Here is a 21,158-nt window from a genome sequence, read left to right on the forward strand (position 1 = left end):
TCTATACACGTTTTATCCGGTTAAATGCCGGATAAAATTTGATAATTCCATCCGGTTTTAGGTTCTTTAATTGTTAGTTAAAAGCTGTGAGGAAAAATTTACTCATGTGAGTGTTTTAAATCCCATCCTTTTTCAATACAAATTTGATCAAATGATCTTGCAAGATCGGCTAGAGTAGTTTCTTTTAAATGTTGAATCAAAATCGCCTGTGCAGCTTGAATACTTGTATCTAGAGCTGCATTGACGACTTGTTCTACAGCACATTCCGGATTTTTTCTTTCATTGCCGATTGCAAAAATTGTAGGTTCACCAATAGCCTTATAAATATCAAGAAGCGTAATTTTTTCTATATCTCCTATTAAGTGCCAACCACCGCCAGGCCCTTTCTCTGATTGTACAAAGTTAGCCTGTTTTAACCCAATCATGGTACGACGAATAACTACAGGATTAGTTGATAACATTTTGGCAATTTCTTCAGAAGTAAAACTGCGATTTTGCCTCGCCATGTGTAAAAGCACATGAAGTATTCGGGAAAGTTTATTGTCTGTACGCATAAGCACAAAAAACAGCGCGATCAATAGAATGTATAAAATGTAACATGAAAAGTTGCAAATTAAAATAAAAGGCATTAATGTAACTTCATAAGTTACTTATTAAGGGTGAATAAAATGCTGTATGACGTTGCGATTATTGGTGGCAGTTATGCGGGTTTATCAGCAGCAATGCCGTTGGCCCGTGCACGTAGAAACATTGCGATAATTGATGCAGGGCAAAGAAGAAATCGTTTTGCTGAATATTCTCATGGATTCCTTACCCAAGATGGAACTCAAGCTAATGAAATTGTTGAAATTGCAAAAAAACAATTAGAAGTTTATAGCACTGTTGAATGGCAAAATGGGAGAGTTAAAAAAATTGCAAAAATAGATGAAGGTTTTTGTATTTGTATTGATGGAGTGTATTCCATTCAAACTAAAAAAATTATTATTGCGGCAGGAGTTAGTGATCAGTTGCCAGAAATAGCGGGTTTGGCTGAAAGATGGGGAAAAACGGTTTTTCATTGTCCATATTGCCATGGATACGAGTTAGAAAAAGGAAAAATCGGTATTTTGGCCACGTCAGAACACAGCTTACAATTGGCGATGATACTGCCTGATTGGGGCCCAACCACGCTTTTACTTAATGGAAATGATCAACTCATTCATACAGAATGGCATACTTCCTTACAAAAACGTGGAGTGATTGTAGAGCCATGTGTTATTCATGAAATCAGAAGTGAGGCAGAGATTGTGTTTACGGATGGAAAGGTTATTGCTTTGGATGGACTGTTTATTCCAACACGTACATATATTACTCAACCTTGGCTGGCCGAGCTTGGATGTGAAGTCGAAGACACGCCGTTTGGACAAATAATCAAAACAAATGCGACAAAAGACACCACGGTAAAAGGGGTTTTTGCTTGCGGTGATATTGCACGTTTAGGTGGTTCGGTTCCATTCGCAGTTGCAGATGGAATGATGGCAGGGGTAAGCGCTCACCGTTCGCTTATTCTTAATGGTTCATCGTAAATTAGGAAAACTGCATTCTACTAAGATCATCACGAATACAGGATCCCAGCTCAATTGTCGAATTGCTTTTAAGCAGCCGATTGATCAAAAAGCTAAAAAGATGGATGCAATTGTGAGTGCTTCAAGTGAGGCCATGACTTAAATTATTAATACGGTTTCTTCTTCAATTGTAGCTTTGGATTCAAATAAAAAATCAGTTATTAGCAATGGCGTTTGTTCGTAAAACGCATCGCTTTTAACCAACCCCTTTATTTGTGCACAACAGATAAAGGGGGTTTCTATTTTAGTTGCCTCGATAGGTTGAATAACCGTAAGGGCTAAGTAGTAACGGAATATGGTAGTGATTTACGCTTCCATCCACTTTAAAAATTACAGGAACCTCGGCAAAAAAAGTTTGTTGTTTGTTCTTTTTAAACCAGTCTTCAGTTTTAAAGGTAACTTTATAAACCCCTTGCTCTAGTTTTTTGTTTTCTGGATAGAGCGCAGTAATACGACCATTTGAATCGGTCACTTGCTGGTTGAGCTTAACCCACTGGTTATTGGTGTTTTTTTCTAAAACCACTTCAACCTGAGAAGAGGGCAAACCCGTTTCTAGGTTTAACACATGCACACTTAGCGGATTAGTTTGAGCAAACGTAGTCGAAGCAATAAATAATGAAGATAAAGCAATAATTGATTTAGTCATGGTGAACTCCTTATGAATGAAAAACGGTATCAATAGCTTTGCTTGCGCATTGATTGTCATTTTGTGCACCACCAGCACCTGCAACGCCAATCGCGCCGATCACTTGGTTCTCAAAACGAACAGGTACGCCGCCGCCTAACAAAAGTAAATTCGCTACGGTGGTTAAATTTTTTGCATCGGGGTTTTGGTTACTGTTTTGGCTTAAAACTAAGGTCGATGTTTTGGTAGATAAAGCGGTATAGGCTTTTTTCTCGGCAGCCATTAAATTATGCGGACCCACCAGCTCATGCCGTTCGGCAGTTAAAGGATTACCGCCGCGATCTACAACAACGACCGCAATATTTTGATTTAGTTTTTTGCAGGCCTCTTTAGCACTGTAGGCTAGCAGATGCGCAGTTTTTAGATCTAACGAATAAACTTGATTCAAAGCAGGGGGCTGTGCAAAAGTACTATTACCGAATAGCACGGCTGTTAACATCAGCCAGTTTAATTTTTTCATAATGATCGCCTCTATGTCGCTTTGAAAATCTTAAACACATTGCTTAACTTCAAGCGTGACAATCACATTACAAAGTTGTCATCTTTCAAATGAGTCTCTACAAAATGCGTATCCTTATTATTGAAGACGAGATCAAGATCGCCACTTATTTGGTCAAAGGATTAAAAGAGTCTGGATATCAAGCGGAGTGTGTTCACTTAGGGCTGCAAGGTTTGGAAATGCTAAAGAGAGATCAATATGAATTGCTTATTCTTGATGTCATGTTACCGGACATAGACGGTTGGAGTGTATTACAGGTCTTACGCCAGTTTTCAAAAATTCCGGTGATTTTCTTAACGGCAAAAGATCAGGTCATGGATAGAGTTAAAGGTTTGGAGTTGGGCGCAGATGATTACTTGGCTAAACCATTTTCGTATATTGAACTGTTGGCACGGATTAAAAGTCTGTTAAGAAGACAGCAATATCTTCAAGAAAACGAGCTATCTATTAGTGATCTAAAAATGGATGTGGTCGGCCATAAAGTATGGCGTAACGGAAACGTAATTGAGCTGAGCAAAACCGAATTTAATTTGTTGCGTTACCTGTTGCTCAATAAAGAACAAATCGTGACCCGCAGACAAATTGGTTCCGAAGTTTGGAATATTAACTTTGACACTGATACCAACTTTATTGATGTTGCTGTACGCCGTTTACGAAGCAAAATTGATGAAGGATATGAATTAAAACTCATTCATACCATACGTGGCTTGGGCTATAAAATTTCGGTTAGCTTATGAACTTTAAATTTCTACGTTCTCTTGAAGTCCGTATTACATTACTGGTCACGCTTTGTTCGGCCTTAATTTTATGTTCAGTCGGCTTTATGACCTATTTAGGCATTAACCAGATTTTATTAAAGCAACAAGATAAAGCTTTAGCAGACAGAATTAACCGTTTGGAAATTTTGCTCCAAGATAGCGAAAATGTAGAGCAAATCATTGCGCGTCCTAAGCTGTATCAAAACATGCTTGGTAACCAAGACAACTTGTTTCTGCTCATTCATAAAGACAAAACTCTAATTAATATCAATCCGCTCCATATTCATTTACCTGAACTTGCACAGCGCGACAGTCTTCAATTTCAAGATTTAGCAAACAATTCATATCCAACGCGTATTGCTTGGAAAACTATAAAAATTAATAACGAGCCTTATCTACTGATTGCAGGTAAACAGTGGTCGGAACGCATCAACATTCTTTTACCTTTTCAAGAAAGTCTCTTGATGTATGTGGTTGGGGGCTTGTTTGCAATCTTTGTACTTTGCATTTTAGCGTGTCATTTAGGTTTAAAGTCGCTGCAACAGCTTCGCAAGCAAACCCATTCTATTAACGTAAATCAGCTCCAGAAAAGATTAAATCTATCAAATTCACCTTTAGAAGTTGAGCTACTTTCCAAAGATATAAACCACATGCTTGAGCGTATCGAAAAAGGCTATATACAGCTCAATCGTTTTTCTGAAGATATCGCTCATGAGTTTCGTACGCCTTTAAATAATCTGATTGGGCAAACCGAGATTGCTTTAACTGGCGAACGTTCGATTGAGCAATATGAAGATTTGCTGGTGTCTCATTTAGACGACTACCACAGATTAAAACGCATGATTGATAGTATGCTTTTCTTGGCAAGAGCCGATCAGAAAATGGTTCTTGTAAACAAGCAGGAAATAAACGCCCAAGATGTTATAGATGGCTTATGCCAGATTTTTGAATATCAAGCTGAAGAACAAGAGTGTCATTTTAGGTTTAACTTAAAAGCTCAAACCTTATTTGCAGATCCTGAGTTATTTCAAAGAGCCGTTTATAACCTGATTTTAAATGCGCTGGTTCACGGTGGTGACAAGCAGATTATTTATATCGCAACTAAACATAAAATGATTGAGCATAGGCAATGGGTGAGCTTGACTGTGGTAACGGGAGGTATTTCAATTGCTGAACATCAACTTGAGCATCTTTTTGAAAGATTCTACCAATGCCACTCAAGCCGAAGTGATGAGAACCAGACAGGTGGATTAGGTTTGTCGATTGTCGCTTCAATTATGGACCTACATCATGGCCTCTATCGAGTTTATAACACAGTCGAAGGTGTGTGCTTTGAGCTTGCTTTTCCAGTTGTAGATGCTGCAAAGAAATACAATTAAATCCTTATTAATGTTCCTTAATTTTTAAAATTCACACTTTATTCACAGCCCTCTGACGTATGTTTAAACACATGAAATAAACAGAAGAGGGTAGTCATGAAATTATTATTTAAGTCACTGGTCATGAGCAGCAGCCTTGCAGCGGTGAGCTTAATGCTTCCTTTAAGCACCTTTGCAGACACCAATACTAAACCTGTCGCTGTTGATTCTATTGATATTAATAAATACGCGGGTAAGTGGTATGAAATTGCACATTTACCTATGTTTTTTCAGCGTAATTGTGTAGCCAATACAACTGCAAACTATTCTCTTAACGCGGACAAAACCGTTGGTGTTTTAAATAGTTGTACGAATAAAAATGGAGAAACGATTTCATCAGAAGGCGTTGCTTATTCGCAAAATGAAGGCAACAGTAAACTGAAGGTGAGCTTTCTACCTTCTGGCCTTAGATGGATTCCTTTTACAAAAGGCGATTACTGGGTTTTAAGAGTTGACCCAAATTATCAGGTCGCTTTAGTGGGTGGCCCAAGCCAGAAATATTTATGGATTCTTTCTCGTAGTCCTCAAATTGATGAGGCGACATATCAGTCTTATCTGCAAACCGCAAAAAGCTATGGCTACGACGTTTCTAAACTCGTTAAGACAACCCAGTCTAAATAGCGAAGTGCTGGTTGCGTAGATGCTTATATTTATCTCGTAAACGAGTGAACTTCACATAAAATTCATTGCGCATTTTCTAAATTAGAACCAAAAGAAATGCTTTAGATCAGGAAGAATCAATGTCTAAATTTTTTCTGCGCTGGATCGATAGCTGGTCAGATTCAGAAAATGCGCAAGTGGGTACTTCTAGCGAATATGTCATTGAAAAGAACATTCAATGGTTAAGAATTATTCCTTTTATTTTACTGCATATCGCTTGTTTAGCTGCGTTTTGGGTGGGTGTATCTTGGTTTGCGGTTGTTTTCATGCTGGGGTTTTATTTTCTTCGCATGTTTGCAATAACCGCTTTTTTTCACCGCTATCTTTCGCATAAAACTTTTCAGACCTCACGTATTGTTCAATTCATTTTTGTACTCATTGGAACGATGAGCGCGCAGCGCGGACCATTATGGTGGGCAGCACATCACCGTTATCACCATCACTTTACCGACACCGATCAGGACCCGCATTCAGCGAAAGCAGGCTTTTGGTATTCCCATGTAGGCTGGTTTTTAAATGAGCAGAATTTTGCCACTCGAAAAAAAGTCATTAAAGACTGGTTGAAATATCCAGAGCTGATTTGGCTAGACCGATTTAGTTTACCTATTGTGATTTTGACGGCCTTAGCAATTTATGGTTTAGGTTCATGGCTTGCACAACATTTCCCTGAGTTAGGTACGAATGGTTTACAGCTTTTAGTGTGGGGATTTGTGATTTCCACAGTTCTATTAACGCATGCAACCTTGTCTATTAATTCACTCGCTCATCGTTATGGCACACGTGAGTTTAATACCCCAGATGACAGTCGTAATAACTTCCTTCTTTCTTTAATTACCTTGGGTGAGGGATGGCACAACAACCATCACTTTTACGCTGGTAGTGTGCGTCAAGGTTTTTATTGGTGGCAGATTGATATCACCTTTTATGTGCTCAAACTAATGTCTTTATTTGGTTTGGTATGGGGACTAAAGCCAGTACCAGCGAAGGTCTATCAATATAAAAAGATTAAAGATTTATCGATAGAGAAAATTGAAAACGGTGAAGTGTTATGAAAATTGCCATTGTGGGTTCGGGTATATCGGGACTTTATGCTGCATGGAAATTGTCTAAAAAACATGAGGTCACCGTATATGAAAAAAATAACTATTTTGGTGGTCATACTGACACTCACGAGCTAGAGATAGAAGGCGCTAAAGTCGCGGTAGATAGTGGTTTTATTGTGTTTAATGACTATAACTATCCGTTATTTACCGACATGCTTAAAAAATTAGGTGTAGAAACTCAAAGTAGTGATATGAGTTTTTCGGTCAATAATCTAGTGAGTGGACTTCAATATAATCCTTCAAAAAAATGGTCGCTCTTTGCTCGTCCGCAAAACTTTCTAAACCGAAAGTTTCTGCAAATGCTCTCAGATTTACTACGTTTTTATGATGATAATAAAAATATTGACGTGGCAGATATTGATCCTAATTTATCTATTGAAGAATATTTAGACCTTCACAAATATAGTCATGAGTTCCGTTATGAACATCTTTATCCGATGTGTGGCGCATTATGGTCAGCTCCGGTTGAGCAGATAGGCCAAATTCCATATCGATTTGTAGTGAGCTTTTTTCAACATCACCGCATGTTACAGCTAAAAGAGCGGCCGCAATGGCAAACGGTTAAACACGGTTCAGCAAGTTACATTCGTGCTATTCAAAAGAATTGCCCATCCATTGAGTGGAAGTTTGCAGAAGTAAAAAATGTGAGCCGTTCACAAGAAACTGTGTTTATCGAAACGACTGAAGGGCAAGCAGAATATGACTGGGTAATTTTCGCAAGCCATGCCGACGATAGCCTAAGTTTAATTAAAGATGCTTCATCTCTTGAACGAGAAATATTAAGCCAGTTCAGCTATCAAGATAATCACATGGTGGTTCACCGTGATATTTCGATTATGCCTAAAAGCCGTTTGCAATGGGCAAGTTGGCATGTACATGTAACGCCAACATCGCAAATCCAAAACGATGAGTCCGACATACATTATGGTTTTACCTACTGGATGAATAATTTGCAGAATTTATCCTGCAATACTCAAGTTTTTTCTACTTTAAATCCGAATATGAAAATTAAAGCCGAAGACATCTTGGTTGAACGCCAATATCGTCATCCTGTGTTTGATGCAAAAGCGATTCAAGCTCAATCTCGCTGGCAAGAAATTAATGGACAAAATCGTACTTCGTTTTGTGGAGCGTATTGGGGGTGGGGCTTTCACGAAGATGGCGCCCGTAGCGCAGCACGTGTTTTAGAACAACTTTTAGCGTTATAACAATAAGTAAGGAGCTTCTCAAATGTTATTAAATAAACTTGCTATAGCTCCTGCACTTATTCGTCACAGACGTTATAGCCCTAAACAGCATCAATTTACATCGACCCTAAACTATTTATGGTTCGATCCAGATCAATTAAATGAGATTTCAAAGAGTTGCTCACTTTGGTCAACCGACCATTGGAATGTATTAAAACTATCTGAAAATGATTTTTTAAATATGTATGAGGGTTCTATAAGGGAAAAAATAGAAAAAGCGATACTGCAAAATAACAACTCACATTTTAGACCAGAGTGGCAAATCAGAGTGTTGGCTTTGCCTCGTTGTTTAGGTTTTAGGTTCAATTCGGTCATATTTTATTTTGTTTTAGGTAAAACCGGAAAACCTCTCTTTATCCTAAGTGAAATAACCAATACCCCTTGGAATGAACGTAAAGTTTATATACACGACTGTGTAAAACAACACAGCCATGTAGGGGATTATGAGAGTTTCGATTTTCATTTTGAAAAATCATTTCATGTCTCGCCGTTTATGCCTATGCAGTTGACTTATCGCTGGCGGTTTAGTTTTTCAGATCAGCAAAATGTCATTCACATGCAGCTCTTTGAAGAACAAAAACCACTGTTTGATGCCACTATGCGGTTTGAACTTGTGCCCATCACATTTCCTTCACAGCAGTATCGATATGCTCTTATGAACAGCTTAGCCCCTTTTAAAATGTTGTTTTCAATATATTTAGAGGCATTTAAGTTGTGGCGAAAAAAAGTTCCATTTTATCGTCATCCTAAAAAGATCAAGGTAGATAAGACATGATAAAAACATTTCTTTATGGTGAAGATGACTCACTACCAGTGCTACTCAAAAGTCTTCTCAAACTACGCCATGGACAGATCACTTTTCAGGGTGCATGGAATGGTACGGTTGGTGAAGTATCAGACTTGCATGCTGTAATTGAAGTTCACAATCCTTTGCTTATGGATCTCATTTTGAAAAATGGTGTTTTAGGGGCTGCGGAAGGCTATATCCGTGGTGACTGGAGCAGCGAGCAACTTGTAGAGTTGATTCAGATCTTGGCACGTAATCGAGATGTACTAGACCAACTTAATCAAAATGTTATTGCTCAAGCGAGCCAGTTTTTTCTTAAGGCTTGGTATCAAAATCGAAAGAATTCTATAAGTGGCAGCCGTAAAAATATTGCTGAGCACTACGACTTAAGCAACGACTTTTTTAAATTATTTTTAGATCCATCTTTAATGTACTCGAGTGCAGTTTTTGAAAATGAAAATATGACACTCGAAGAAGCATCAGAGCTAAAAAAAGAGATCATCTGCAAAAAGTTAGATTTAAAACCAATGGATCATTTGGTTGAAATTGGAAGCGGTTGGGGCGGTTTTGCAATTTACGCGGCTGAGCATTACGGCTGTAGAGTGACCACCATTACCATTTCACAAGCTCAATATGATGAAGCCGTTATCCGTGTAAATGAAGCGGGTTTGGCACATCGAATTGATGTGCAACTCAAAGACTACCGCTTACTTGAAGGAAAGTTCGACAAGCTTGTTTCAATTGAAATGGTTGAGGCTGTTGGAGCGCAATATTTGCCGACATATTTTGATCAATGTAAAACACTGTTAAAACCGAAAGGTCTAGCCTTTATTCAAGCCATTACCATTGAAGATTTTCGATATAAAAAAGCATTAAATACAGTTGATTATATTAAGCGCTATATTTTTCCTGGTAGCTTTATTCCTAGCGTGAGTGTATTAACTCAAACCGCCTCTGAAAGTGGTTTAAGGCTAAAGCATTTAAATGATATCGGTTTAAGTTATGCACAAACAATTCATCACTGGCGAGCACGGTTTTTAACCGCACGAGAAGAAGTATTGGCTCTGGGTTTCGATGAAAACTTCATTCGCATGTGGGATTTCTATTTATGTTATTGCGAGGGTGGTTTTAAAGAAGGCGTGATAAGCAATGTTCACTTGTTGTTTGAAAGTAGCAGTTACTAACTCAAACAGCTCAAGTAAGGAGACTGCTGATGTTTTTGAATTTACTGATTCTAGACTTATTTATCATGTTGATAAGTTGGTTACTTGCTACCGCAAATGGCCGAGCTGGAATTGTAGATGCCGCATGGAGTTTCTGTCTGGCATTAAACATTATTGTGTCTTCTTTACTCATTTCAGTTGCTCCTGTTGAAGTACGTCTGTTTATTGGTATTTTTAGCGGCTTATGGTTTCTAAGATTATTTTGGCATCTGTTAAGACGTTATCAATCTGAACAAAAAGAAGATGGTCGTTACGCAAACATGCGTAAAGCGATGGGTAAGTTTCAGCATGTTGGCTTCTTTTTATTTTTTATCTTTCAAACACTTTTAGTGTGTTTATTCTTTTTACCAATGTGGACACTCCTCAATGTAGAAGCAACTGAATGGAGTAGTGGATATAAAGTCACTTTAGTGATTGCAGCTGTAATTATGGCGATTGCTTTCATTGGAGAGCAGCTCGCTGATCAGCAGTTATATCGATTTAAATTAAATCCAGAACATCATGGCAAAACGATGGATCAGGGTTTATGGCGTTACTCACGTCACCCAAATTATTTTTTTGAATGGTTACATTGGTTTGCCTATCCAATCATTGGTTTAGCGGCAGGCCAATATTTATTGTGGATTTATCCGTTACTGATGTGGCTGTTTTTATATTACGTCACGGGTATTCCATTTAGTGAAAAACAAGCAATTAAAAGTCGCGGTCAAAATTATCTTGATTATCAACAAAAAACATCAATGTTTATTCCGCGAAAACCCAAAAAATAGGTGCGCATATGGATTTTATTGTTCATCAGTCTTTGAAAATTGTTGAAAGTGGTGTGATTCCAGATCATGCCATTCGAGCTGCAATTCGTGCTTTAAGCAAAAAACGCTTAATTCAAGAAGGCCGTTATGACCCTGAACAAGGGGCACAGCGCTATATGGATGTACTTAATATGTTAAAACGGAGTGAAATCGCCGTTGAAACAGATAAAGCAAACGAGCAGCACTATGAATTACCCACTGAGTTTTTTCAGGCGGTGCTTGGAAAAAGACTCAAATACAGTGCATGTTATTTCCCGACTAAAACAACAACTTTAGATCAGGCAGAGGAACTCGCACTTCAGCTTTATTGTGAAAGAGCACAACTTAAAAATGGTCAACACATCTTAGAGCTAGGCTGTGGCTGGGGTTCTTTAACTTTGTGGATGGCAGAAAACTATCCACGTTCACAGATTACGGCAGTTTCTAACTCTGCTACACAGAAGAAGCATATTCTTGGGCAAGCAAAGTTAAGAGGTTTAAACAATATTGAAGTACTTACCTGTGATGTAAATGTACTTGAACTAGAAAAAGGTCAGTTTGACCGAGTCGTATCGGTTGAAATGTTTGAACATGTTCGTAACTATCAACGTCTTTTTGAAAAAATTCAGGGTTGGTTGAAAGCAGATGGCTTACTCTGGTGCCATATTTTTTGTCATCGCTTTTTACATTATCCTTTTGAAGTGAAATCAGATTATGATTGGATGTCCAAGTATTTCTTTACTGGCGGGTTAATGCCGTCGACTTCCACTTTTTTGCATTTTCAAGAGCATTTAGAGTTGGCTCAACAGTGGCAGTGGTCGGGTGAGCACTACATGAGAACGGCAAATGCTTGGCTTGATAACATGGATAACCAAGAAGTCGAACTGAAACCACTGTTTAAAAAAATCTATGGAAAAGATGCCAACATCTGGTGGCAACGCTGGCGTATTTTCTTCATGGCTTGTGCTGAGCTATTCGGTTTTGAGCAAGGACAAGAATGGGTCATTGGTCACTTTTTATTTAAAAAGAGAGCATTGTAATTTCTACAGCCTATCCCGGCGATAAAGATATGATAAGAACTCGAAACGATGGCAAAGCTAGTCATCCATTAGCCCAAATATTCAATCGATATTATTGGTTGCAGATTGGTCTGATTGCATTATCGATCGTGGTCGGGTTGGCTTGTAGTGCTTGGGTGATTAAAGGCTCTTTACTTAAAACTGCTTTAGAGCAGGAAATGGAACATTATTGGTTACGCATCGAACGTAATCCAAATGCAGATTTACCAGATACCAAAAATTTATATGGATATCGGTGGAATACACAGGTCGCACCACAACCCTTTAAAGATATGCGGTTAGAAAGTGGTGTGCATCGAATATTTGTTGATGGTAAAGAGCGGATGACGGTATATGGGGAACATAACGGTCAGCATGTTCTATTGGTATTTGGCGAAAGTAATGTCAATAAGCTGATCTGGTTATTTGGACTTGCTCCACTTATGTTCAGTTTATCTGTTCTATATAGCTTTCTGTGGTGGTCAAACCGAAGAGCAAGACGCTATTTTTCCCCAATTACGCGTTTAGCAAATGCTTTAGAAAATATTGATTGGGCACATCAAGACACTCAAGCTTCTCCTTTTAAAGATATTAATACCAATGGCAATATGGAAGCAGAATATCTCAAACAAGCCTTGGAAAAATATCATCAGGTTTTAAGCGATTTTATTCGACGCGAAAGAGAATTTACTGGAGATGTGAGTCATGAGTTACGCACTCCGCTCACAATCTTAAAGGGTAATGTGCAACTTTGTCAGGCGAAGTATGGAGAAGATAAAGCCCTAGTTCGACTTCATAATACGATTGAGGACATGCAGTTATTAGTCGACACCTTACTAGCAATCGCACGTAATACAGTAAAAAGCTTACCGTCTGAAAAGAATTTTTTATCTAAGACTGTAAATGAATTAGTCGAAAGTTTAGATGCGGTCAGTGAGAGTAAGGGCATACATATTCATATTCAACCTGATCTTTCTGAACAGCCGCGTTGGATATATCCTTCTATGACACAAATGGTGTTAAGCAATATTTTACGTAATGCACTGAACTATTCGCAAGGTTCACAAATCAACATTATTCAACAAAAAAACAGCCTAATTATTGCCGATAATGGAATTGGAATTTCTTTACCTAACGATGTCAAGGTGCAAGAGCTCAGCGATTCACAACTGTCTTTAAAGGCTAAGGGTCATGGAATTGGTTTGCAATTGGTACAAAAGCTTTGCAAACAATTAGGATGGCGAGTCGAGTTGTTTGATCGACAATATTATTTAACCACCCATCCCGAACTCGATTTGGAACCGACCACGGGCTTAATTGTTGTGGTTTATTTGAGTTAACTTGTAGAACTGTCTAAAGCAATTTTTAAACCGACACCTGCTACTGTGTGTAATAATTTAGGGTCAAAAGGTTTATCAACCATTTTTCTTAAGTTGTAGATGTGACTGCGTAACGCATCACTTTCAGGTTCTTCATCGCCCCATAGCTCCATCATCAGTTCTTGTTTGGTCACCACTTTTGGAGACTGGCGCATCAAAATTTTTAATAGTTTAAATTGAATAGGGGGTAACTCGATATTATTTCCGGCACGAACCACGGTTTGAGTTGCACTATCAAGAATTAAGTCGTGAATCTGAATTTTATGATGAGTAACTTCACCAGCTGCTCTTTTTATTAATGCACGGATTCGCATCACTAATTCATTAAAATCAAATGGTTTTACCAAATAATCATCTGTGCCAGCAGTAAAGCCTTTAAGTTTGTCATCTAAAGTATCTCTTGCTGTTAGCATAAGAACGGGAATATCCACACCTTGTTCGGTGCGTAGCCAGTTGCATAGATCATAACCTGAGCCATCGGGCAGATTTATGTCGAGCAGCAAAAGATGATAATGCTGCGATTTGAGAAAAGTCCGTGCAGCATCTAAATTGCGAGCATGATCGATCACATAACCATGCACTTCAAGAAATTCGCAGACCGTTGCTGCGAGTTCAAAATGGTCCTCAACCATGAGGATAAAGTGATTACCCATGAGATTTTATTAAGCCATTAATTTAATAGTTGTTGTTTTAATTTAGCATTAAATGGTTCGCTACCAAACCAGATTTTAAAATATTGATTTGCATTCGGATTGTTTAAAGAACCCAGTAGCTTCTGGTTTAATTTTAGTTCTAGTTTTTGATTTTCATGTTGGTAATAGAGACTATAAAGATCTCCACTTTTAATTGGCCTATATAGTTCATTAATATGATTAAGCGGAGATTTTGCATCAAAGCCGCTAACATTTTTCTTCAAAAAGTGGGCTGCTGCGCGTTTAAATGCCCACTCGGGAATATCGCGATTATAGCTAAAGTCCAGTTTGATGCTTTGGCTTTGCCAATTTTTTAAGCAGTCTTCAGCAAAGTAACTGACATTTCCTACATTCTTACTCGTCACCATTAAAGGTGCTGAACTGCATTTTTTTAGTTCAGCCGCATTCGCCTGAGATGCGATTAAGATTCCTAGAAATATCAAGACTCGACTTTTTTGAACGGTAATACCCATTTATATACTCCTCCAAATATTGGTAAAGAACGGTAAAGGCCATTCGCTGGATCCCAATAATCTTGCTGGAAAATAATTTTTTGTTGCTCATTAATCTTAATTTGACTAATTCCATAAGAAGCCATGGTTTTTGAGCGACCTAACATTTTAAAGTCATAGGTCATGTACCAATGAATGTAGGCTGTATCTTGGTGATGAGTTGCACTAATGAGTTTTACAGTGACATTACTCACTCGGGCATTCATGCCTTCAAAATGCTTAATGAGATCTTGCTTTTGAGAGAACTGCGAGAGTGTATCGTTGATATAAAGTTGATCAGCGTAAAGATGACTCGCGTTATTCACAAAAGAAGGGGTGCCAAGCGTATTAAATGCGGCAACAAAACGATTACCGATATCTAGTGCCTGTTGGTCATTTAATTCTATTCCCGTAATTTTTTGTTCAGCTTTGCCATAGTCACCTGAGTAACTAGGCACACTTTTACACGCTGTTAAACCTACCAAAGTAATCAGCCCAAGGGCTGTAGTTATAATTTTCATGTCGATATCCAAGCCAACTTTATAAGATTAAATTAAAGAGCTGGTCGTGAAGTTTGCGTGAATTCTTATATTTATGATTTGGGTTTGATGGAGAGAGTTTTCTGTTTTGGAAATTTCATCAATTAGGTCTATTCAACTTACAAATTTCTATCGACTTCACAGCGTTTAAGATTAATAAATAGGATAAGCAAGAAAAAATTTAAGAAAGCAATTTTATTCTAGCTACGCTTTACTCATAAGAGATATAGATAAGTTTTACATAAATAGAAGGATTCAATAATGAAAACAATCGGCTTATTAGGCGGAATGAGTTGGGAATCTACAGCGCTTTATTATCAACAAATCAATAAAATGGTTCACAGTAAATTAGGAAAATTGCACTCTGCTAAAGTCATTATTAATAGTGTCGATTTTGAAGAAATAGCAGCCTTGCAAGCGCAGGGTTTATGGCAAGAAGCTGGCGCATATTTAGCTGAGCAAGCACAAAATTTAGAAAAGGCAGGAGCAGATTGTATTTTGGTGTGTACTAACACCATGCATAAAGTTGCTGCACAGATTGAAGATTCAATTTCGATTCCTTTCTTACACATCGCTGATGCAACTGCAAAAGAAATTTTGAGTCAAAACATTGGTAAAGTTGCTCTGTTGGGGACAGCTTTTACAATGGAGCAAGATTTTTATAAAGCTCGATTGCAAGATTATGGAATTGATGTCGTTATTCCAAATGAAGCCGACCGAAAGATAGTTCATAGCATCATTTATGAAGAACTTTGTTTAGGTGTGATCAGCCCAGATTCACAGCAAAAGTACATCGCTATTGTAGAAAGACTCATAGCTGAAGGCGCCCAAGGCGTTATCTTGGGTTGTACTGAAATTTGTATGTTGATTGGTGAGCTTAAATTCTCGGTTCCTTTATTTGATACGACCGCCATTCATGCAAAAGAGGCGGTCAGTTTTAGCTTAAATGAAAATAAAAATTCTGTTAGCGACAATCTACATAAGTCTGCTGCAATTGCTGGGAATACTATTTAGCCCTTTGTCATTAAACGTTAAGCTTGTGTCGTCAAATGTAAAGTGGCCCATATCCTAACTGTTGTAATTTTGGTTATTGCTTTTATAGGCACTCAATAAAAAACCAAAATATGGAATAGGACATGACGTTGACGAAAGCTATACGTTTCTATGGAACAGGAACGCCAGAAGTAATGCGCTATGAAGATGTAGAAGTAGGAGATCCTAAAGCTGGAGAAGTACGCCTACGTCATATGGCAGTCGGCCTAAATTATGCCGATACATATTTTCGTAATGGAACCTATCAAATTCCAATGCCTAATGGTATGGGCGTCGAAGCTTCAGGTGTCGTTGAAGCTTTAGGCGAAGGAGTGACCCATCTTAAAGTGGGTGATCGAGTTACTTATACAGGTTTTTTAAATACCTTAGGTGCATATAGTACTCACCGTCTAATTCCAGCAAATGCTTTAATTAAATTACCCGAAGAAATTTCTTGTGAAACAGCGGCAGCCATTACCATGCGAGGGCTGACCGCTGCTTATCTGATGCGCCGCATTTATGACTTTAAAGCGGGCGATTCAATTTTATTACATGCAGCCGCTGGTGGTGTTGGGCTGATCGTTTCTCAATGGGCTAAATTACTTGGCTTGACTGTTATCGGGACCACATCTTCAGAAGAAAAAGCTGCCGTAGCGCGAGCTCATGGTTGTGATCATGTCATTAACTACAGCCATGAAAATGTTGCCGAACGTGTACGTGAGTTAACAGGCGGCGTTGGTGTAAATGTCGTTTTCGATAGTGTCGGTCAAGCCACTTTTATGAGTTCATTAGACTCACTTAAACGCCGTGGTTTGTTGGTCTGTGTAGGAACAGCGTCTGGTCCAATTCCTGCTTTTGATCCGGTATTACTCGCCGTGAAAGGATCATTGTTTGTCACACGTCCGGCTTTGGCAGATTACATTGCAGATCCTGCCGAGAAGAAAGAACTGGCAAATGAATTATTTGATCATGTTCGACATGGACGAATCAAAATTGAAATTAATCAGCGCTATGAGCTAAAAGATGCCGTGCAAGCTCATCGTGATTTGGAAGCACGTAAAACAATAGGTTCATCAATCTTTGTAATTTGAAGGGATTTCTTATGCAAATTGAACAGTTAACTTGCAATATTGGTGCAGAGCTCAGTGGCATCAAACTTGCTGATGCGATTTATGATGATGGATTATTTGCTGAAATTCGCACTCAACTACTTAAACATCGTGTGTTGTTCTTGCGAGATCAGCACTTAACCCGTCAGGATCATGTCGCATTTGCGGAAAAATTTGGACAGCTCGAAGATCATCCCGCAGTAGGCAGTCATCCTGATCATCCGGGTTTGGTGCAGATATATAAACATCCTGAAAGTCCTGTTGATCGTTATGAAAATGCTTGGCACAGCGATGCAAGCTGGCGCAAGGTTCCACCGATGGGATGCGTGCTGCACTGCGTTGAATGCCCACCAGTAGGTGGCGATACCATGTGGACTAATATGGTGATGGCCTATGAGTCGTTACCCAACGATATTAAGGATAAGATTGCTGACTTACGTGCTTATCACAGCATAGAAGCGAGTTTTGGTGCGGCTATGCCGCTTGAAAAACGTTTGGAGTTAAAAGCAAAGTTTCCTGATGCTGAGCACCCAGTAGTACGTATTCATCCTGAGACGGGCGAGAAAATTTTATACGTCAACGCGTTCACAACCCACTTCAGTAACTATCACACCAAAGAGCGCGTCAGATTTGGACAAGATGCCAATCCAGGCGCAGCTGAACTACTACGTTACTTAATTTCTCAAGCCTATATTCCAGAGTTTCAAGTGCGTTGGCGTTGGAAGCCTAACAGCATTGCCATCTGGGATAACCGCAGCACACAACATTATGCAGTCATGGATTACCCACCTTGCCACCGAAAAATGGAACGGGCCGGCATTATTGGTGACGCAACCTATTAAATCTATAGGTTAATAATTTTATCTAATTGAAAATTCTAAAAAATATATGAGGAGATGCACATGCAATTCTTTGACGACTCATTGCACCCAGAAAATATGGAAAAAGTGGTAATCACGGTTGCACCGTATGGACCTGAATGGATGCCGGAAGACTTTCCCGAAGATATTCCAGTGACCATGGATGAGCAAATACAAAAAGCGGTTGAGTGCTATGAAGCGGGCGCGACGGTGCTGCATTTACATGTCCGTGAGCTTGATGGCAAAGGCTCTAAACGCTTGTCAAAATTTAATGAGCTTATTGCAGGGGTTCGTGAGGCTGTGCCTGACATGATTATTCAGGTAGGTGGTTCAATTTCATTTGCACCCGAAAGTGAAGGTGAAGCGGCTCTATGGCTAAGTGACGACACCCGACATATGTTGGCTGAACTTACACCAAAGCCCGATCAGGTTACGGTGGCAATTAACACCACTCAAATGAATATTATGGAATTGCTCTATCCTGAATATTTAGAAGGGACTTCATTGGCACATCCAGCGACTCAGGCAGCATATGCAGAGATGACTGTGCCAGCAGGGCCTGCATGGGTCACTGAACACATCAAGCGCTTATGTAAAAACAATATTCAACCGCACTTTCAGTTAACGGGTATGCATGGACTTGAAACCCTAGAACGTATGGTGCGCAAAGGGTTGTATATGGGGCCGTTAAACTTAACTTGGATTGGAATCGGTGGCGGTTTCGATGGTCCAAACCCATTTAATTTCTTTAATTTTATTCATCGCGTACCGGATGGATGTACTTTGACATCAGAATCTTTGCTCAAAAATGTATTGCCTTTTAACACCATGTCGATGGCAATGGGTTTACATGCCCGTGTGGGTAATGAAGACACGATCATTGATCATCACGGACGCCGTTTTTCATCTGTAGAGCAAATTAAGCAAACCGTTCGGATTGCCCATGAATTAGGCCGTGAAATTGCCTCAGGAAAAGAAGCCCGTGAAATTTATCGTATTGGGGTGCAATACAACAGTATTGAAGAAACCCTAATCGCAAATGGTATGGCACCTAATCGTAAAGCAGGGCAAAAGGGTGTGCCGCAGCGTAACTAATGTGACAAGGTCTAACGGAATTTAGACCTCAAATGTAGTGCAGTTTATTCGCTTTGTTTTTAAAAGTGCGTTGCTGCACTAGCTAAATAGAAATTATAAAAAATACAAGGAGGTCGTATGAATGCACATCAGTATTCAGATCAGATGAGCGATGTTGATACGTCAATCAGTATACCTCGTCGTTATGCATGGCTTGTTTTTGCTTTGACATTTGGTTTGCTCATTTCAGATTACATGTCCCGACAAGTCTTAAACGCAGTCTTTCCTTTACTTAAAAATGAGTGGTTGCTCAGCGATAGCCAGTTAGGTTTGCTCAGTGGCATTGTCGCGTTAATGGTGGGTTTACTGACTCTGCCGTTGTCTTTAATGGCAGACCGTTTTGGGCGAGTTAAAAGCTTGGCGATTATGGCAGCTCTATGGAGTTTGGCGACTTTAGGATGTGCACTTGCTGAAAATTATGAGCAAATGTTTATTGCTCGTTTTATGGTTGGTGTGGGTGAAGCTGCTTATGGCAGCGTTGGAATCGCGGTGGTTGTGGCTGTTTTTCCAAGGGAAATGCGTGCAACACTCGCCAGTGCTTTTATGGCGGGTGGTGTATTTGGCTCGTTTTTGGGTGTGGCTTTAGGTGGTGTACTCGCACAGCATTTCGGTTGGCGTTGGGCTTTTGGAGGTATTGCTTTATTTGGTCTCATTTTGGCTTTTCTATATCCAATTTTAGTGAAAGAAAACAGAATAAACGCAGCACCTCACAATAAAATTCGTAGCAAAACCCAGCACATTAAAAGCCCTTTAAAAACTTTATATTCAAGTCGTTCAGTCATTGCCACTTACATTGGTAGTGGTCTGCAATTATTTGTTGGTGGCACGGTGATTGTCTGGATGCCGAGTTATCTCAATCGCTATTACGGCATGAGTACCGACAAGGCAGGCGTAATGGCAGCGGTCATTTTGCTATGTAGTGCAGTAGGCACCATTCTATGTGGCATGTTGTGTGATTATTTGGGCCGTAACTGTCCAGATCGTAAGGTCAGTTTAGCGATTACGTACTGCTTGGTCGGTTGTGTTCTTTTATTCATTGCTTTTGCTGTGCCTGCGGGACGTAACCAGTTACTTCTCATCTGCCTCGGAATGTTTATTGCCCTTGGAACTAATGGGCCATCTAGTGCCATGGTGGCCAATCTCACACATAACTCAGTTCATGGCTCTGCATTTGCAACACTCACCTTAGCTAACAATTTTCTTGGTTTAGCGCTTGGTCCTTTAGTCGTTGGCAAAGTATCTGATGTGATTGGTTTACATAGTGCATTTCAGCTCATGCCATTGGTCAGTATTGCAGCCGCAGCCGTATTTTTTTATGCCAAACGTCATTATCACAAAGATATCGCGCGTTTTGAGCAGCAAGGAATAACTGAGCTTAAAAATCATTCAGGTAACCAAATACAAAAATGCGGGATGAATAACAAATGATGATTCGGCAATTACATATTGATGTATTTTTTGACTTTATTTGTCCTTGGTGTTTGATCGGAAAACGTCAGTTACTGATCGCTATAAATAGATTTTATCAGCTTCACCCCAAAGTCAAAGTTGTCGTGCACTGGCGAGGTGTTCAGCTCATACCGGACTTAGCAGTTGAAGGTGTACCGTTTCAAACGTTTTATTTGAAACGGTTAGGTAGCTTAACAGCAGTTCGTATGAGACAAGAACAGGTCAATAAAGCTGCACATAAAGTTGGGCTCAAGATCGATTTTGAGCAAATTAAACGCATGCCAAATACGGCCAAAGCTCATCGCTTATTTGATAAAGCTTTAAAGATAGGAACTCCTGAGCAGTGCAATGCATTGTTAGAACAACTCTTTGCTGCATATTTTTATGATGGGTTAGACATCGGAAATACCACTACTTTATACAAAATCGCGAAACGTTGTGGTTTCTCACCTGAGCTTATCAAAGATTTACTTATTCAAGATCATCAAGATTTTATCTCTGCAAGTACAGGAGGTAATGGCGTGCCTTATTTTATTTTTGATCGGGCTTTAGCCTTAGTGGGCGCGCAATCAGCAGATGTACTTTATCAAGCGATGCAAGAGGCAATGGTGGCACAAGGAGCGTTGATATGAGCAATCGATTT

At 39.3% G+C, this 21,158-nt stretch carries 23 protein-coding genes and 1 pseudogene; 18 read left to right on the top strand and 6 right to left on the bottom strand.

All coding sequences use genetic code 11. The features are described from left to right. Positions 1-98 precede the first annotated feature (98 nt). Complete coding sequence (locus tag F968_RS06215; RefSeq protein WP_034596577.1) at positions 99-554, bottom strand: Rrf2 family transcriptional regulator; 456 nt, start codon at positions 552-554, stop codon at positions 99-101. Positions 555-659: 105 nt separating this feature from the next. Here F968_RS06215 and F968_RS06220 point away from each other — a divergent pair, with 105 nt between their 5' ends. Both F968_RS06220 and F968_RS19625 read left to right on the top strand, forming a co-directional pair. Then, on the top strand, positions 660-1,565 hold the full coding sequence (locus tag F968_RS06220; protein ID WP_081399489.1) for an NAD(P)/FAD-dependent oxidoreductase: 906 nt from the start codon (positions 660-662) through the stop codon (positions 1,563-1,565). Between the two features lie 16 nt (positions 1,566-1,581). Next, positions 1,582-1,788 (top strand): annotated as a pseudogene (locus F968_RS19625) (hypothetical protein); the annotation flags it as partial. Positions 1,789-1,848: 60 nt separating this feature from the next. On the opposite strand, the gene uraH reads toward F968_RS19625, so the two are convergent. Next, complete coding sequence (gene uraH, locus F968_RS06230; protein WP_004791348.1) at positions 1,849-2,250, bottom strand: hydroxyisourate hydrolase; 402 nt, start codon at positions 2,248-2,250, stop codon at positions 1,849-1,851. Positions 2,251-2,260: 10 nt separating this feature from the next. Further along, a complete protein-coding gene (locus tag F968_RS06235; RefSeq protein WP_081399610.1) occupies positions 2,261-2,728 on the bottom strand; it encodes a GlcG/HbpS family heme-binding protein in 468 nt (155 codons plus the stop codon). 125 nt (positions 2,729-2,853) lie between these two features. Between F968_RS06235 and F968_RS06240 the strand changes: the two genes are divergently transcribed. From F968_RS06240 to F968_RS06285, 10 genes are all read left to right on the top strand, one after another. Continuing rightward, entirely contained in the window at positions 2,854-3,525 is a 672-nt protein-coding gene (locus F968_RS06240; RefSeq protein ID WP_004791353.1) for a heavy metal response regulator transcription factor, read from the top strand. Beyond that, positions 3,522-4,925, top strand: a complete 1,404-nt coding sequence (locus F968_RS06245; protein WP_004791355.1) for a heavy metal sensor histidine kinase — start codon at positions 3,522-3,524, stop codon at positions 4,923-4,925. Before F968_RS06240 ends, F968_RS06245 begins: the two co-directional genes overlap by 4 nt. A gap of 96 nt (positions 4,926-5,021) precedes the next feature. After that, positions 5,022-5,585, top strand: coding sequence for a lipocalin family protein (locus F968_RS06250; protein ID WP_004791358.1), 564 nt, complete (start codon positions 5,022-5,024; stop codon positions 5,583-5,585). A 119-nt stretch (positions 5,586-5,704) separates the two neighbouring features. Then, positions 5,705-6,676 (top strand): acyl-CoA desaturase, encoded by a 972-nt coding sequence (locus F968_RS06255; protein ID WP_004791359.1) that lies wholly within the window; start codon positions 5,705-5,707, stop codon positions 6,674-6,676. Beyond that, positions 6,673-7,935, top strand: a complete 1,263-nt coding sequence (locus F968_RS20135; protein WP_004791362.1) for an NAD(P)/FAD-dependent oxidoreductase — start codon at positions 6,673-6,675, stop codon at positions 7,933-7,935. Before F968_RS06255 ends, F968_RS20135 begins: the two co-directional genes overlap by 4 nt. A 22-nt stretch (positions 7,936-7,957) precedes the next feature. Beyond that, entirely contained in the window at positions 7,958-8,749 is a 792-nt protein-coding gene (locus F968_RS06265) for a DUF1365 domain-containing protein (protein WP_004791363.1), read from the top strand. Beyond that, complete coding sequence (locus F968_RS06270; protein ID WP_004791366.1) at positions 8,746-9,945, top strand: SAM-dependent methyltransferase; 1,200 nt, start codon at positions 8,746-8,748, stop codon at positions 9,943-9,945. Before F968_RS06265 ends, F968_RS06270 begins: the two co-directional genes overlap by 4 nt. Positions 9,946-9,974: 29 nt before the next feature. Continuing rightward, a complete protein-coding gene (locus tag F968_RS06275) occupies positions 9,975-10,754 on the top strand; it encodes a DUF1295 domain-containing protein (protein ID WP_004791367.1) in 780 nt (259 codons plus the stop codon). A gap of 8 nt (positions 10,755-10,762) precedes the next feature. Next, positions 10,763-11,812, top strand: a complete 1,050-nt coding sequence (locus tag F968_RS06280) for an SAM-dependent methyltransferase (RefSeq protein ID WP_004791370.1) — start codon at positions 10,763-10,765, stop codon at positions 11,810-11,812. A 29-nt stretch (positions 11,813-11,841) separates the two neighbouring features. Further along, positions 11,842-13,170: a sensor histidine kinase gene (locus F968_RS06285; protein WP_004791372.1), complete on the top strand. Its 1,329-nt coding sequence runs from the start codon at positions 11,842-11,844 to the stop codon at positions 13,168-13,170. Here F968_RS06285 and F968_RS06290 read toward each other — a convergent pair. The 3 genes from F968_RS06290 to F968_RS06300 are packed head-to-tail and all read right to left on the bottom strand — an operon-like array spanning position 13,167 to position 14,913. Beyond that, positions 13,167-13,862 (bottom strand): response regulator transcription factor, encoded by a 696-nt coding sequence (locus tag F968_RS06290; protein WP_004791373.1) that lies wholly within the window; start codon positions 13,860-13,862, stop codon positions 13,167-13,169. The genes F968_RS06285 and F968_RS06290 overlap by 4 nt on opposite strands. Positions 13,863-13,879: 17 nt before the next feature. After that, positions 13,880-14,374: a chalcone isomerase family protein gene (locus F968_RS06295; RefSeq protein WP_004791375.1), complete on the bottom strand. Its 495-nt coding sequence runs from the start codon at positions 14,372-14,374 to the stop codon at positions 13,880-13,882. Next, positions 14,341-14,913 carry a nuclear transport factor 2 family protein gene (locus F968_RS06300; RefSeq protein ID WP_004791377.1) on the bottom strand — a complete coding sequence of 191 codons (573 nt, stop codon included), beginning with the start codon at positions 14,911-14,913 and terminating at the stop codon, positions 14,341-14,343. The genes F968_RS06295 and F968_RS06300 overlap by 34 nt, the downstream gene beginning before the upstream one ends. 279 nt (positions 14,914-15,192) lie before the next feature. Between F968_RS06300 and F968_RS06305 the strand changes: the two genes are divergently transcribed. The 6 genes from F968_RS06305 (at position 15,193) to F968_RS06330 (ending at position 21,147) form a co-directional block, all read left to right on the top strand. Continuing rightward, the gene (locus F968_RS06305; RefSeq protein WP_004791378.1) at positions 15,193-15,945 is read left to right on the top strand and encodes an aspartate/glutamate racemase family protein; all 753 of its coding nucleotides are present in this window, start codon (positions 15,193-15,195) and stop codon (positions 15,943-15,945) included. A 122-nt stretch (positions 15,946-16,067) separates the two neighbouring features. Next, a complete protein-coding gene (locus tag F968_RS06310; RefSeq protein ID WP_004791380.1) occupies positions 16,068-17,054 on the top strand; it encodes a quinone oxidoreductase family protein in 987 nt (328 codons plus the stop codon). An 11-nt stretch (positions 17,055-17,065) separates the two neighbouring features. Beyond that, positions 17,066-17,914 carry a TauD/TfdA dioxygenase family protein gene (locus F968_RS06315; protein WP_004791382.1) on the top strand — a complete coding sequence of 283 codons (849 nt, stop codon included), beginning with the start codon at positions 17,066-17,068 and terminating at the stop codon, positions 17,912-17,914. Between the two features lie 60 nt (positions 17,915-17,974). Further along, positions 17,975-19,027 carry a beta-keto acid cleavage family enzyme gene (locus tag F968_RS06320; protein WP_004791385.1) on the top strand — a complete coding sequence of 351 codons (1,053 nt, stop codon included), beginning with the start codon at positions 17,975-17,977 and terminating at the stop codon, positions 19,025-19,027. Between the two features lie 117 nt (positions 19,028-19,144). Then, on the top strand, positions 19,145-20,494 hold the full coding sequence (locus F968_RS06325; RefSeq protein ID WP_004791388.1) for an MFS transporter: 1,350 nt from the start codon (positions 19,145-19,147) through the stop codon (positions 20,492-20,494). Beyond that, on the top strand, positions 20,491-21,147 hold the full coding sequence (locus tag F968_RS06330; RefSeq protein WP_004791390.1) for a DsbA family oxidoreductase: 657 nt from the start codon (positions 20,491-20,493) through the stop codon (positions 21,145-21,147). The genes F968_RS06325 and F968_RS06330 overlap by 4 nt, the downstream gene beginning before the upstream one ends. The last annotated feature ends 11 nt before the right edge of the window (positions 21,148-21,158 follow it).

Origin of the sequence: Acinetobacter sp. NIPH 817, assembly GCF_000368405.1 — a bacterium.
Classification (GTDB): domain Bacteria; phylum Pseudomonadota; class Gammaproteobacteria; order Pseudomonadales; family Moraxellaceae; genus Acinetobacter.

Coding starts and splice junctions, on each gene's coding strand:
- F968_RS06215 (WP_034596577.1), bottom strand. CDS start 554: ATGCGTACAGACAATAAACTTTCCCGAATACTTCATGTGCTTTTACAC.
- uraH (WP_004791348.1), bottom strand. CDS start 2,250: ATGACTAAATCAATTATTGCTTTATCTTCATTATTTATTGCTTCGACT.
- F968_RS06235 (WP_081399610.1), bottom strand. CDS start 2,728: ATGTTAACAGCCGTGCTATTCGGTAATAGTACTTTTGCACAGCCCCCT.
- F968_RS06240 (WP_004791353.1), top strand. CDS start 2,854: ATGCGTATCCTTATTATTGAAGACGAGATCAAGATCGCCACTTATTTG.
- F968_RS06245 (WP_004791355.1), top strand. CDS start 3,522: ATGAACTTTAAATTTCTACGTTCTCTTGAAGTCCGTATTACATTACTG.
- F968_RS06250 (WP_004791358.1), top strand. CDS start 5,022: ATGAAATTATTATTTAAGTCACTGGTCATGAGCAGCAGCCTTGCAGCG.
- F968_RS06255 (WP_004791359.1), top strand. CDS start 5,705: ATGTCTAAATTTTTTCTGCGCTGGATCGATAGCTGGTCAGATTCAGAA.
- F968_RS20135 (WP_004791362.1), top strand. CDS start 6,673: ATGAAAATTGCCATTGTGGGTTCGGGTATATCGGGACTTTATGCTGCA.
- F968_RS06265 (WP_004791363.1), top strand. CDS start 7,958: ATGTTATTAAATAAACTTGCTATAGCTCCTGCACTTATTCGTCACAGA.
- F968_RS06270 (WP_004791366.1), top strand. CDS start 8,746: ATGATAAAAACATTTCTTTATGGTGAAGATGACTCACTACCAGTGCTA.
- F968_RS06275 (WP_004791367.1), top strand. CDS start 9,975: ATGTTTTTGAATTTACTGATTCTAGACTTATTTATCATGTTGATAAGT.
- F968_RS06280 (WP_004791370.1), top strand. CDS start 10,763: ATGGATTTTATTGTTCATCAGTCTTTGAAAATTGTTGAAAGTGGTGTG.
- F968_RS06285 (WP_004791372.1), top strand. CDS start 11,842: ATGATAAGAACTCGAAACGATGGCAAAGCTAGTCATCCATTAGCCCAA.
- F968_RS06290 (WP_004791373.1), bottom strand. CDS start 13,862: ATGGGTAATCACTTTATCCTCATGGTTGAGGACCATTTTGAACTCGCA.
- F968_RS06295 (WP_004791375.1), bottom strand. CDS start 14,374: ATGGGTATTACCGTTCAAAAAAGTCGAGTCTTGATATTTCTAGGAATC.
- F968_RS06300 (WP_004791377.1), bottom strand. CDS start 14,913: ATGAAAATTATAACTACAGCCCTTGGGCTGATTACTTTGGTAGGTTTA.
- F968_RS06305 (WP_004791378.1), top strand. CDS start 15,193: ATGAAAACAATCGGCTTATTAGGCGGAATGAGTTGGGAATCTACAGCG.
- F968_RS06310 (WP_004791380.1), top strand. CDS start 16,068: ATGACGTTGACGAAAGCTATACGTTTCTATGGAACAGGAACGCCAGAA.
- F968_RS06315 (WP_004791382.1), top strand. CDS start 17,066: ATGCAAATTGAACAGTTAACTTGCAATATTGGTGCAGAGCTCAGTGGC.
- F968_RS06320 (WP_004791385.1), top strand. CDS start 17,975: ATGCAATTCTTTGACGACTCATTGCACCCAGAAAATATGGAAAAAGTG.
- F968_RS06325 (WP_004791388.1), top strand. CDS start 19,145: ATGAATGCACATCAGTATTCAGATCAGATGAGCGATGTTGATACGTCA.
- F968_RS06330 (WP_004791390.1), top strand. CDS start 20,491: ATGATGATTCGGCAATTACATATTGATGTATTTTTTGACTTTATTTGT.